The organism is Streptomyces sp. HUAS YS2 (assembly GCF_033343995.1).
GTDB classification, from domain to species: domain Bacteria; phylum Actinomycetota; class Actinomycetes; order Streptomycetales; family Streptomycetaceae; genus Streptomyces; species Streptomyces solicathayae.
Genome location: NZ_CP137573.1, coordinates 5,107,736 through 5,119,893 on the forward strand (window position 1 = coordinate 5,107,736; position 12,158 = coordinate 5,119,893).

General features: G+C 73.1%; 12 protein-coding genes. 5 read left to right on the forward strand and 7 right to left on the reverse strand.

Annotated features, from left to right (window positions below):
• Positions 1 to 2 precede the first annotated feature (2 nt).
• The gene (locus R2D22_RS23685; RefSeq protein WP_318106666.1) at positions 3 to 1,046 is read right to left on the reverse strand and encodes an ABC transporter substrate-binding protein; all 1,044 of its coding nucleotides are present in this window, start codon (positions 1,044 to 1,046) and stop codon (positions 3 to 5) included.
• Positions 1,047 to 1,499: 453 nt separating this feature from the next.
• On the opposite strand from R2D22_RS23685, the gene R2D22_RS23690 reads away from it, so the two are divergent.
• Positions 1,500 to 1,820 (forward strand): DUF6059 family protein, encoded by a 321-nt coding sequence (locus R2D22_RS23690; protein ID WP_318106667.1) that lies wholly within the window; start codon positions 1,500 to 1,502, stop codon positions 1,818 to 1,820.
• 45 nt (positions 1,821 to 1,865) lie between these two features.
• On the opposite strand, the gene R2D22_RS23695 is transcribed toward R2D22_RS23690, so the two are convergent.
• Positions 1,866 to 2,282, reverse strand: a complete 417-nt coding sequence (locus R2D22_RS23695; protein WP_318109953.1) for a holo-ACP synthase — start codon at positions 2,280 to 2,282, stop codon at positions 1,866 to 1,868.
• Positions 2,283 to 2,404: 122 nt separating this feature from the next.
• Positions 2,405 to 3,940: an MDR family MFS transporter gene (locus R2D22_RS23700; protein ID WP_318106668.1), complete on the reverse strand. Its 1,536-nt coding sequence runs from the start codon at positions 3,938 to 3,940 to the stop codon at positions 2,405 to 2,407.
• Between the two features lie 259 nt (positions 3,941 to 4,199).
• Between R2D22_RS23700 and R2D22_RS23705 the strand changes: the two genes are divergently transcribed.
• On the forward strand, positions 4,200 to 5,993 hold the full coding sequence (locus R2D22_RS23705) for an AfsR/SARP family transcriptional regulator (RefSeq protein WP_318106669.1): 1,794 nt from the start codon (positions 4,200 to 4,202) through the stop codon (positions 5,991 to 5,993).
• Between the two features lie 74 nt (positions 5,994 to 6,067).
• Here R2D22_RS23705 and asnB read toward each other — a convergent pair whose 3' ends face one another.
• Positions 6,068 to 7,963 carry an asparagine synthase (glutamine-hydrolyzing) gene (gene asnB / locus R2D22_RS23710; RefSeq protein ID WP_318106670.1) on the reverse strand — a complete coding sequence of 632 codons (1,896 nt, stop codon included), beginning with the start codon at positions 7,961 to 7,963 and terminating at the stop codon, positions 6,068 to 6,070.
• Positions 7,964 to 8,104: 141 nt separating this feature from the next.
• Positions 8,105 to 8,536, reverse strand: a complete 432-nt coding sequence (locus R2D22_RS23715; RefSeq protein ID WP_318106671.1) for a DUF6069 family protein — start codon at positions 8,534 to 8,536, stop codon at positions 8,105 to 8,107.
• A gap of 181 nt (positions 8,537 to 8,717) precedes the next feature.
• Between R2D22_RS23715 and R2D22_RS23720 the strand changes: the two genes are divergently transcribed.
• From R2D22_RS23720 to R2D22_RS23730, 3 genes are all read left to right on the forward strand, one after another.
• Positions 8,718 to 9,167: a MarR family winged helix-turn-helix transcriptional regulator gene (locus R2D22_RS23720; protein ID WP_318109955.1), complete on the forward strand. Its 450-nt coding sequence runs from the start codon at positions 8,718 to 8,720 to the stop codon at positions 9,165 to 9,167.
• A 205-nt stretch (positions 9,168 to 9,372) separates the two neighbouring features.
• A complete protein-coding gene (locus R2D22_RS23725; RefSeq protein WP_318106672.1) occupies positions 9,373 to 10,422 on the forward strand; it encodes a hypothetical protein in 1,050 nt (349 codons plus the stop codon).
• A 16-nt stretch (positions 10,423 to 10,438) separates the two neighbouring features.
• Positions 10,439 to 11,458, forward strand: coding sequence for a beta-ketoacyl-ACP synthase III (locus R2D22_RS23730; RefSeq protein ID WP_318106673.1), 1,020 nt, complete (start codon positions 10,439 to 10,441; stop codon positions 11,456 to 11,458).
• A gap of 70 nt (positions 11,459 to 11,528) precedes the next feature.
• Here R2D22_RS23730 and R2D22_RS23735 read toward each other — a convergent pair whose 3' ends face one another.
• Positions 11,529 to 11,843: an antibiotic biosynthesis monooxygenase family protein gene (locus R2D22_RS23735; RefSeq protein ID WP_318106674.1), complete on the reverse strand. Its 315-nt coding sequence runs from the start codon at positions 11,841 to 11,843 to the stop codon at positions 11,529 to 11,531.
• Positions 11,840 to 12,157 (reverse strand): antibiotic biosynthesis monooxygenase family protein, encoded by a 318-nt coding sequence (locus R2D22_RS23740; RefSeq protein WP_318106675.1) that lies wholly within the window; start codon positions 12,155 to 12,157, stop codon positions 11,840 to 11,842. The genes R2D22_RS23735 and R2D22_RS23740 overlap by 4 nt, the downstream gene beginning before the upstream one ends.
• Position 12,158: the final 1 nt, after the last annotated feature.

Below are 12,158 nucleotides of genomic sequence, written 5' to 3' on the forward strand. Positions count from 1 at the left end.
GGTCAGGCCACCTTCTTCGCGTTCTCGAGGGCCTTGGCCAGGTCCTCCAGGAGCGGGGCGCACTTGGCGTACGAGTAGACGGGCTCGGTCACCCGCGGGATGACCTGGCCGGCCTTGACGGCGGGCAGCGCGGCCCAGGTCGGCTTGGACTTCAGGGCCTCCGGCTGCAGGGCCGAGGTGCGGTTGTCGAGCATGATGATGTCGGCCGCGTACTTGCCGACGTTCTCCCAGCTCAGACCCTCGAACCAGCCGGCCTGGTCCAGCTTGGTCGGGACGACCAGGTTGACGCCCAGCTCCTTGAAGTAGAGCGTGTCGGTCGGGCGGACCGGCGTGGAGACGTAGAAGAGGTCGGGGGAGCCGGAGCCGATCAGGACCTTGATGTCCTTCTTGCCCTTGGCGGCCTGGCGGACGCGCTCGGCGGCTGCCTCGAAGCGCTTCTTGTCGTCCTGGATCTGCTTGGTCTTGACGTCGGCGCCCAGCGAGGCGGCGAGGTCGGCGTGGCGCTGGAGCACGGCCGGCATGGACTTGTCGGCGGCCCACAGGGCGACGGACGGGGCGACCTTGAGGATCTTGTCCTTCTGCTCGGCCGGGACGTACCAGAGGTCGTTCTTCTCCCACATGTCGGTGATGAGGACATCGGGGTTGAGCTTGAGGTACTCCTCGATCTTGAACTCGCCCCAGACGTTGCCGATGACCTTGACCTTCTTGATGTCGAGGTCGCCGGCCTGGACGTCGGGCGTCACCGCGCCGGTCTTCGGGTCCTTCACCGTGGTCGGGCCGAAGACGCCGACGACCTCGACGCCGAAGTCCTTCAGCGCGGCGGCGGTGCCGGTGAAGGCGACGATGTTCTTCGGGGTGGACGCGGCCTTCACGACCTGGCCGCGGTCGTCCTTGAACTCCCAGGGGCCACCCTTCCCGGACTTCGCGGCGGAACCGGACTTGGTCTCGGAGCCGCAGGCGGCGAGCGCCGCGCCGAGCCCGAGGGCGCTGCCCGCGGCGAGCAGGCCGCGACGGGTGAGATGGGTGGCTCGGGCGTTGCTGGACATGGCGAAGTCGCTTTCGTGCGTGCCGGGGTCGGCCTGGGCAAGTCGAGGGTAGGTTAGCCTAACCTCACAACGACTTGCCCAGAGGGGATGGCCGATCGGCTTTCCGTACGACGGCGGCAGCGGGTGTGTGGCGGGCGGAGTTCGGGCGTCACGGGGGATAAAGCGCCCAACTCCGCCCGCCGGGCGGGGCTCGCAGGCCGTGGCGGGCCCCTGGTGCCACAGTGGCGGAGGGGACTCGAGGTTCGCTGGACCGGCGTTGGGCCGGGGTTGTACCGGCAGTGGACCGGTGTTGGGCCGGCGTTGGACTCCCACTGGGTCGGCCGTTGGAGTCCGATGGGCCGGCCGTGGAGTCCGATAGGGCGGCGCTCTCGCGCCGTTGGACTTCCGCTCCAGGCTTCTTCGAGGCGGCGCCGCTAGCTTCGGGACCCCCGAGGAAGGCGAAGGGAGGCCGCCGTGCGGCGCTCCGGTGAGTCCGGTACATGGCTGCGGCGACTGTGGCACGGGGCGGCGGCCGGACTGGCCGCCGTGGGCCAGAGCTTCGGCGCCTTCACCACCCCCGAGTGCTACAACCTCGCGAGCGCCTACGCGGCGGCCTGCGGATTTCCGACGACGGGCCCGGTGGCGGCCGACGCCGCGATGGCCGGCGCCTCGGAGGGGTCCCCGGGGCCCGGGCATCCCGAACGCCTGGTCGGCGGGCCGCTCTCGGCGAGACCCGCCGAGGAGCGGGCGATCTGGGCGCAGTTGGACGGGGTGTGGGAGAGCGTCGACCCGTGACGGGGGCGCCCGGTCGTGGCTCCAGGACTTCAGGACTTCAGGACTTCAGGCGGAGGCGATGACGACCGCGGAGGCCACGCCCGCGTCGTGAGTGAGCGACAGGTGCCATGACTTGATGCCGTGCCGGGCGGCCTCCGTCGCGACGCTGCCCCGGACGTGCAGCGCGGGGCGCCCGCCGGGGCCGGTGCGGACCTCGGTGTCGTGCCAGCGGAGCCCGCCGGGCGCCCCCAGGACCTTGGCCACGGCCTCCTTGGCGGCGAACCGCGCGGCCAGGGAGGCCGCGCCGCGCCGGGCGCCGGACGGCAGGCGCAGTTCGGCCGGGGTGAACAGCCGGTCGGCGAGGCCCGGGTTGCGCTCCAGGGCCTCGCCGAACCGGGTCACGGCGGCCACGTCGATCCCGACGCCCACGACGCCGGTTCCGGGGGCGCCCGGCGCCGGGGCCGTCCGTACGGGGCGCCGCAGCCGGCCGAGCCTCGCCAGGAGGCCGCGCGCTCCGGGGCCCCGGGCGGTGTCGTCGTCGCTTCGCATGCGGCGAAGGCTGGCAGGACCGGCTCGACGCCCGCTCGAAACGGCCCCGAGGCCGGTCACGCGCCTGCCGCGGACTTCGCCCCCGGCCCGCCGGGCCCGCCGGGACCACCCGGTCCTCCCGGCCCGCCGGGTCCGCCCGGGCCGCGGGCCTCCAGGCGGGTGTCCTTCATCAGCAGCGCCGGTACGAGCCCGAGGAGCAGTACGGGCACGGCGGCGAGGAACACCGTGGTCAGCGCGTTGCCGTAGACCTCCGGGGCGGCCCCGCTCTCCGCCTCGGCCGCCAGTCGGGCGTTGAGGATCGAGCCGAAGACCGTCGCGCCGAAGGCCGTACCGAGGTTGCGGGCCAGGCCCACCGTGGACGTGCTGACCCCGATGTGCTCGCGCGGCGCCGTGCTCTGCGCGACGAGCGTGGTCACCTGCGAGGAGAGCCCGACCCCGATGCCCATGACGGCGAGCAGCAGGGTGACGGCGGTGGCGTCGGTGTCCTTGGCGCTCAGCGACATGAACCCGGCGGCCACGGCGGCCAGCGCGGTGCTGACCACCGGGAACCACTTGTACCGCCCGGTCCTGGCGATGATCTGGCCCGCGACCACGGTCGCCGCCGCCATGCCGATCATCGCGGGCAGGAACAGCAGCCCGGTGCGCGCGGCGCTCGCGCCCGTCACCATCTGGAAGTACAGCGGCACGAAGTTCACGCAGCCGAAGAACGCGAGACTGACCGTGAACGCCACCAGGACGCAGGTGGTGAACGTACGGTCCGCGAACAGGCCGAGCGGGACCACCGGCTCCGCCGCGGACTTCTCGTGCCGGATCCACACCGCGCCGAGCAGCAGCGCGCCCGCGCCGAGCGCGACGACCGCCGTGCTGTCCCAGCCGTTCCGGCCGGCCAGGTCGGTGGCCAGGACCAGGCAGGCGATCAGGCCGGTGAGCAGGGCCGTACCGGCGTAGTCGATGCGCGGTCGCGCCGCGTCGGCGCGCGGGGCCGGCCGCGGCAGCAGCGTCGCCAGTCCGGCCAGGGCGATCAGGCCGAGCGGGATGTTCACGTAGAAGATCCAGGGCCAGCCGAACCGGTCCGTCAGGACACCGCCGACGACCGGTCCCGCCAGGTTGGCGAGGACCATGACGCCCGCGAACCAGCCCTGGTACTTGGCGCGTTGCCGGGGCGGCATCAGGTCGCCGAGCACGGAGAACGCGCTCACCTGGAGACCGCCGCCGCCGAGCCCCTGCAGGGCACGGAAGGCGATCAGCCAGCCCATCGAATCGGCCGCGCCGCAGGCCGCGGAGCCCACGAGGAAGATCACGACGGCGGAGAGGTAGACCGCGCGGCGGCCGAACAGGTCGCCGAGCTTGCCGTAGACGGGCATGGCGACGCTGAACGTGAGCATGTATGCGGTGAACGTCCAGCTGTAGAGCTCCAGGGCGCCGAGGTCGGCGGTGATGCGGGGGCCGGCGGTCGCCACGATCGACTGATCCAGCATCGACATCGCGCTGGTCAGCAGGAGAGCCGCGAGCAGGAGGGGGAAGCGGGGTGGCAGTGCGGGCGGTGTGGCGGGCTCCTGCCCGTGCGGGCGGCCCGGCGCGGGTCCGGTCATCAGATCTCCTCGTCACATGCATATAGAGTTCTTCGGCAATTATATGCCTTCAGCATGTGAGTGTCTTGTAGTGTGACGGCCGAAACCGGGTCCACGTGAGGTTCTCGAGACGTCCTCTGATCGCCATCTGCCGTCGAGTGCCGCTCAAGCGGAAGTCAAGGGACCGACCTCACGCTCACGAAGTGCATCAGGCCGTTATCAGATGCAAGCCACGGGAGGGCCAGTGCTGCAGATCGGGTTACTCGGAACCCTGCAAGTCGTGCACCAGGGCGTGCCCGTCACGCCATCCGCTCCGAAGGTCCGGCAAGTCCTCGCCCTGCTGGCCCTGCGGGCCAACAGCACGGTGCCCCTCCACCAGCTCGTGGAGGAGCTCTGGGAGGAGAGACCGCCGTCCAGCGCGGCGACCACGCTCCAGACGTACATCTACCAACTGCGCAAACTGCCGGGGCTCAGCGAACCGCGTCACACCGAGCCCTGCGCCACGCCCCAGGCCCTGCTGACCACGCCAGGCGGCTACCGGCTGTCCGTTCCCCAGGACTGCCTGGACAGCCGCCGGTTCGCCGACCTGGCCGCACGCGGCAGGGCGGCCATGGAGGACGGCGCCGTCACCGAAGCCGCCGACCTGCTCCATCGGGCCCTCGCCGTCTGGCGGGGGCCCGCTCTCAGTGACCTGGCGCCCGGGCCGATCGTCGGCATCGACGCCCTGCGCCTGGAGGAGCAGCGCTACGCCGTCCTGGAGGAGCGCATCGACGCGGACCTCATCCTCGGCCGCCACCACCGGCTGATCAGCGAACTGACCGCACTGGCCGCCGACAACCCCACCCGCGAGGGACTGCACGGCAAACTCATGCTGTCGCTGTACCGCGCGGGCCGCCGACCGGACGCCCTGGAGGTCTTCCAGCGCATCCGCCGGGTGCTCATCCGGGAACTGGGCCTGGAGCCCTGCTCCGAACTCCAGCGGCTGCACCAGCAGTTGCTGGAGGGCGACCGCGGGCTCGACCTGCCCGCCGGGCGCGTGACCGTGCACGGCGCACCGGCCGCGAACCCGCCCATGACCCTGCCCGCCGACGTCCCGCTGATCGGCCGGGAGGCCGAACTCGCCCGGCTCGGCACGGCGTTGCGCGAGTCGGCCGGCCAGGACCGGCCCCGGTGCGTCTCCGTCGCAGGCGCCCCCGGCGCGGGCACCACGGCCTTCGGCGTCGCCCTCGCCCACCGGCTCGGTGACGCCTTCCCCGACGGCCAGCTGTACGTGTCGTTCGGCGACCCGGCCGCCCCGCGCGCCGTCGAGGACGTGCTCGCCGACCTGCTCGAAGCGGTCGGTCACCGCCGCTCCGAGCTGCCGCCCGCGCGGGCCGACCGGGCCCGGCTGTTCCAGTCCTGGACCGCGGGCCGGCGGGCGCTGCTGGTCGTCGACGACGTGGCGGCGGCGCACCAGGTCACCGACCTGATCCCGGCCGACTCCGGCTCCGCCGTCCTGGTGGCGGGCTACCGCAGGCTCTACGGCGGGCAGTTCGGCACGCCCGTGGACCTGCCGCCGATCGGCCCCGACCACGCCGTCGAGTTCCTCCTCGGCACGCTCGGCCGGAACCGGCTGCTGGACGACGGCAGCTGGCTGCGCCGGATGGTCGACCTGTGCGGCGGCCTGCCCGGGCCGATGGCCGAGGCCGTGGACCTGCTGGCGCTGCGGCCGCACTGGTCGATCCGGCAGCTGATCGACTGGATGAACCGAGAACGCCCGACCACCGTCTCGGAACAGCGCCCGCACCCCTTCCACCACGTCCGCCGGCGCTGCGCCGGGCTCGCCCCCGGCCTCTGCGACGCGCTCGTCAAGCTCGCCCGGGAGGCCGGCGAGGTGCTGACCGTCGAGCAGGCCGCCCGGATCCTCGGCCGCACCGCCGACGAGGCGGAGGAACTGCTCGAGGAACTGGTCGAGTTCTTCCTGCTCGAGGTCGACCTCGTCCGTGACCGCTCCTCCGAACGCTTCTTCCAGTACCGGATGCCGCCCCTGCTCAGGGCGGCCCTGCGTACCGCGCCCGTGGGCGCCCTGGCCTGATCCGCCGCCGTACCGTCCCCGCACAGGGCAGGGGGCGCCCGACCGGGCGCCCCCTGCCGCGTACGTCCGGAACCTCACAGCTCCAGACCGGCCCCGTGCTCCCGGAGCCAGGTGTCGACCTGGAGCACCATCTCCACGTTCATGCGGTGCAGCCAGTCCTGCGCGGCGGCCTGCCCCTCCGGGCCGGTGACCCGTCGGGCCTTCTCCAGGTCGAGCAGCGGCAGCACAGGCGAGGACGGGTCGGCCAGCACGTCCGCGAACTCCTGGTGCAGGGCCTTGGTGTACGTCGCGTCCTGGCTCACCGGGAACGGCGCCTTCGGCCGTTCGAGCACCTGCTCCGGCAACAGGTCCGCCACGGCCGCCCGCAGCAGGCTCTTCTCGCGGCCGTCGAAGGTCTTCAGCTCCCACGGGATGTTGTACGCGTACTGGACCAGCCGGGGGTCGCAGAACGGCACCCGCACCTCGAGGCCGGAGATCATGCTGAGCCGGTCGTTGCGTTCCAGCAGCCGCGGCAGCCAGTGGGTCAGGTGGAGATGGCAGATCTCCCGGGCGCGCCGCTCCTCGGCGCTCTCGCCGGCCAGCCGGGGGATCTCGCGCATGGCCTGGTCGTAGCGCTCCGCGTAGTACGTGCGCATGTCGAGCCGGGAGGCGAAGGCGGGGGACAGCAGCCCCTGGCCGAGGCCGTCGCGGGTGCCCGGGTGCCACTGTTCGAAGGCGACCCAGGGGAACTGCTCCTCGTCGGCCAGGTCCGGGATGTGCACCCAGCTGTACCCGCCGAAGATCTCGTCGGCGCTCTCGCCGGTCAGGGCGACCTTGCAGTGCCGGCGCACCCCCGCGAACGCCTGGTACGTGGAGGTGTCCATGTCGCCGAACGGCGCCGGGACGTCCTGCGCACGTAGCACGGCGCGGCGCGCGGCCGGATCGATCAGGTCGGCGGTGGTGAGCTCGATCTCCAGGTGGTCGGCGCCGATGTGGTCGGCGACGGCCCGGGCGTACGGGGCGTCGGGGGAGCTGCGCACCAGGTCGGGCTGGAAGTTGTCGCTGTACCCGCTGTACGTGACCGTGGCGGTACGGACCCGGTGGCCGTGCCGGCCGTCCCGGCCGGACAGGGCGCGGGCGGCGAGCGCGGCGACGGCGCTGGAGTCGAGACCGCCGGAGAGCAGCACGCTCAGCGGCACGTCGGAGACCAGCTCTCGGGCGACGCTGGTCTCCAGCAGCTCGCGGACGGTGCGCACGGTGTCGTCGAGGCCGTCCTCGTGCGGGCGGGCCTCCAGCTGGAAATAGCGGCGCAGCGTGGTCCGGCCGTCCGGGCCGTACGTCAGGGTGTGGCCCGGCGGCAGGTCGCGGATGTCGCGGTAGACGTGCTCGCCGGGGGCGCGGGCCATGGAGAACAGCACGCGCAGTCCGTCGAGGTCGACGGCGGGGCGCACGTCCGGGTGGGCCAGCAGGGTCTTCGGCTCGGAGGCGAAGACCAGGGCGTCGCCGGTCAGCGCGTAGCAGAGCGGCTTGATGCCGAAGCGGTCGCGGGCCAGGAACAGGGTGCGCCGGCGCGGGTCCCGGACGGCGAAGGCGAACATGCCCTCGAGCCGCTCGACGCACCGCTCGCCCCACTCCAGGTAGGCGTGCAGGACCACCTCGGTGTCGCTGCGGGTGCGGAAGCGGTGGCCGAGGGCGGCCAGTTCGGCGCGCAGCTCGCGGAAGTTGTAGACCTCGCCGTTGTAGCTGAGGACCGCGAGCGGCTCCTCGGCCGGTGCCGCCGCCCCGCCGGGCGCGGCGGTCATGGGCTGCAGGCCGCCGGCCACGTCGATGACCGCCAGCCGGGTGTGGATCAGCGTGGTGTGCCGGTCCGACCAGACGCCCCGGTCGTCCGGGCCGCGGCAGGCCATGGTCTGCGCCATGCCCTCCGCGAGCCCTGGGTCCTGCCGGACCGGACCGCCCTCGCGGCCGGCCCAGCCTGCGATGCCGCACATGCGGGATCTCCTTCCGTGACCTGTCGGTTGCCCTGGCGCAAAGCTCCTCCGGCGCGCTCGAAGCCGCGTGGAGGGGCGCTGGACCGCCGACCGGGCCCGGCGGGGGAGCCGGGCCCGGTCCCACGGGATCCTGCGGACGGCTCAGGCGGCGGCCGGGCCGCGTCGGAAGGCCGGGATGAGGATCGCGCCGACCGTGAGGTGCAGCAGCACGAGGGTGATCTTGTTGCCCGCGGTCAGGCCCGCGCCGAACACCGGCGCGAACAGCGAGAGCACGAGGACCGCGGACGCGATGCCGGTCCACAGGGCGCGGGCGCGGCCGCTCGCCACCCGCTCCAGCAGGGCGAGCAGGCCCCAGCCGAGCAGGGCGATCACCGCCGAGCCGATGAGCACGGCCGGGAGGTAGAGCTCGCTGGTGGTGGTGGAGCCCGGGCCGTCCGGGATCCGCAGGTCGATGTCGAGGACGGAGTGGGCGATCAGCCAGATCAGCACGTCGGCCACCACGGCGGCGACGACGGCGAGAGCGCGGGTGCGGACCGGGCCGGGGGCGGTGGCGCGGGCGGGGGTCGCGGACATCTCGGGCCTCCTTCGGGCTACGAGGACTGCACGGAATGAGTGTGCGATTCATAAGCATGCTTGCCGCATATAATGCTCTCACGCCTGGGAATGTCTGGTCCAGTCACATGCCGGTAACCTGGATGTCGTGAAGGCATCGGACACCATCGACAGCGCCGTCCTCAATGCCGTGGAGTCGGCGATGATCCGGATCCGCCGGAGGCAGTCACGGCGCAGCCTGGCCCGGCCGGTCCTCAAGGGCATGGCCGAACCCGTGGACCTCAACACGCTCGCCGTCGTAGACGCGGTCGACGAGGGCGCGGCGCAGGAGGGGCGCGACGTCACCGTCGGGTTCGTCGCCGACCGGCTCGCCATCGACCCGTCGCGGGCCAGCCGGATCGTGGCCGACGCGGTCCGCTCCGGGTTCGTCCGGCGGGTCGCCTCGCAGGAGGACGGCCGGCGCAGCTGCCTGGAGCTCACCGGCACCGGCCGGGAGGCCGTGGCGGCGGCCCACCGCACCCGCCAGGGCTTCTACTCCGCCGTCCTCGACGGCTGGGACCCCGAGGAGCAGGGCGAGTTCGCCCGCCTGCTCACCAAGTTCGTGGACAGCCTGGACGAGGCCGGCCGCCCGGACGACGCCGCCCGCGGCTGACCCGGCGCGGCCGCCGGCCCCGCGTACGGCTGACGCCGCCCGTCGACTGTCCCCGCCCGTCCACCGCCCCCGCCCGTCCACCGGCCTTCGAGCCGCCTTCGAGCCCGCCCGGCAACGCTGATCGCGCCACATACCCCGCTACCGACGGCGCATCAGAGCCCCGCAGCCGTGGGGCGCACGCGCCTGTCCCGAAGGAGGCGCGACGGTGAGTACGACAGACCGGACAGATCAGCGGCGGGAAGCCGGGGCGGCCGACGGCGGCCGCCCCGCCTCGCGGGCGGTCCGCCCGGCGCCGAAGGGGGCCGCGGCCGCCGCGGCGTCCGACCGGCCCCGCCCCCCGGCCGCACTCGGCTGGGCCTACGCCATGGTCATCGTGGCGACGCTCGCCGCGATCGCGAGCAACGTCTTCGAGATCGCCCACCAGGTGGAGACCGGCGTCGCGGGCGCTGCGACCACCGGTGACCTGGCCCTGACCATCGCGTTCTGCGCGCTGTTCGGCTTCTTCGCCGAGATGCTGCGCGCCGGACGCCAGTGGGGCCGGGTGCTGCTCACCGTGTTCACCGCCCTCGGCCTGCTGTTCACCGGGCTCGGCCTCGCCGGGGTCGGCGGGCGGCCCATCGTCGGCGCGCTCCAGGCGAGCCTCGCCGTCATCAGTTTCGTCACCTCCGTCGTCGGTCTGGTCCTGCTCTTCGTCCCCTCCCTCAACCGGTGGATGGCGGAGGTACGGGAGGGCAGCCGGACGGTCTCGCAGCGGATGCGCAAGGCGGTGCTCACCGCCCACGTCGCCATCTCGGTCGGCTGGCTGGGCCTGGTCACCGGGATGTTCGCCATGTCGGTGGCGGGCGCCACCACGAGCGACGCCGTCCAGCAGGCCGCGATGTACCGCACCATGTCGCTGCTCGACGAGATCTTCCTGGGCATGACCAGCATGTTCGCGCTCATCACCGGGATCGTCGTCGGCGCCGGCACCAAGTGGGGTCTGCTGAAGCGCCGTTGGGTCGCGGTGAAGTTCTACACCACGATGGCCGTGATGGTGCTCGGCTTCTCCGTCATCCACCAGCTCATCCTCGAGGCGAACGAGCTCGTCGACCGGGGCGCCCCGGTGCGCGGCGGCGAACTGGACACCGTGGGCTGGTCCATGGCCGCCGCGGCAGCCGTCGCCCTGCTCTCCCTCGTCTTCATGACGGCCGTGTCCACGTACAAGCCCTGGGGGCTCACCCGCCGCGGTGCCCGCCCCACGGTCCCGACGTCCTGAAAGGCTCCCGGCAACCATGACCACCACACCCACCCCGCACACCATCCAGGACACCCAGGTCCTGCGGCACAGCCGCCTGCTCGGCGTCGGCGTGTACCGGCCCGAACGGTCGGTGCCCAACAGCGAGATCGCCGAGCGCACGGGCCTCGACCCGGACTGGATCGAGAGCCGCTCCGGAATCCGCTCCCGCCGCTACGCCTCCCCCGAGGAGACCCTGCCGACCATGGCGACGGCCGCCGCCGAGAAGGCGCTCGCCGCCGCCGGCATCGGCGCCGACCAGCTCGGCACGGTGATCGTCGCGACGATCACCTCCATGGAGCAGATGCCCGCCGTGGCCGTCGAGGTCGCGCACCGGCTGCGCGCCGAGCAGGCCGCCGCCTTCGACATCTCGGCGGCCTGCGCCGGCTTCTGCCACGCCGTCGCGCTGGCGAGCGACCTCGTCCGCATGGGCCGTTCCGAGTACGTGCTGGTGATCGGCGCGGAGCGGATGACCGACATCCTCGACCACTCCGACCGAGACACCGCGTTCCTGTTCGCCGACGGCGCCGGCGCCGTCGTCGTCGGCCCGTCCGACGAGCCGGGCATCGGCCCCGTCGTCTGGCAGGCCGACGGCTCCCGCAACGCCGCTCTGAAGATGACCTCGCCCTGGCACGACGGCACCGGCGTCCGCCCCGACGACAAGCCCGCCATCACCATGGCCGGCTGGAAGGTCTACCGCTGGGCGACGAGCCAACTCGTCCCCGCCGCGCAGCGGATGCTGGACGCCGCGGGCGTCACCGCGGACCAGCTCGACGCGTTCGTCCCGCACCAGGCCAACATGCTCATCACCGACGTCCTCGTCGAGCAGCTCGGCCTGACCGAACGGACCGCCGTCGCCCGGGACATCGTCACCAGCGGCAACAGCTCGGCGGCCTCCATCCCGCTCGCCATGGACGAACTGCTCGCCTCCGGCCGCGCCCACAGCGGCGACCTCGCCCTCCTGGTCGGCTTCGGGGCCGGCCTCGTCTACGCGGGCCAGGTCGTCCGGCTGCCCTGAACGGACTCCGAAGCACACGAAAGCGCCGCGGCGAACTCGCCGCGGCGCTTTCGTTCGTGCGGGGGACCGCTCAGTACGCCGCCGTCACCTCGAACAGGGCGAACGGGCTGGGGCGCTCGCCGTCCTGGAACGGCCGCAGCGGCGACGTCGTGCCGCGGTGCGCCGCACCCGCCTCCCAGTCACGGAAGGCGGCCATGCTCTCCCACTCGCTGAGCACCGCGTACGCCCCGGCGTCGGTGATCTGGCGGAGCAGCTCGTTGCCCAGCAGCCCCGGCGTGCCCGCCAGGTCCTTGCTGATCCGGTGGTACGCCTCCTCCACCGCGGCCACCTCGCCCTCCGCGGCCCGCAGGTGCAGCAGGATCCGTACCCGGCCCGGCGCGCTCATCCCGCGACCTCCACCAGGCGCATCATCGCCAGCGAGCCGCCGGTGCGGTACGGGTGCAGCTTCTCGCGGTGCGCGACGTGCTCCGGGCTGCGCTCGAAGGCCAGGAACGCGTCCATGTCCGTCCAGTCGCTCACCACGTAGTACACCGACTCCTCGCCCGGCTTCGCGCTGCGGGCCAGGGTGTGCCCGAGGTTCGCCGGCTGCGCGGTGACCTCCTTGCTGCCCTCCGTCCACACCTGCTCGAAGTCGGCCTCCCGGCCCGGCACGACCTGGACGGTCAGCAGCACCCGGAACGCCCCGGTCGTCGCGGCCACC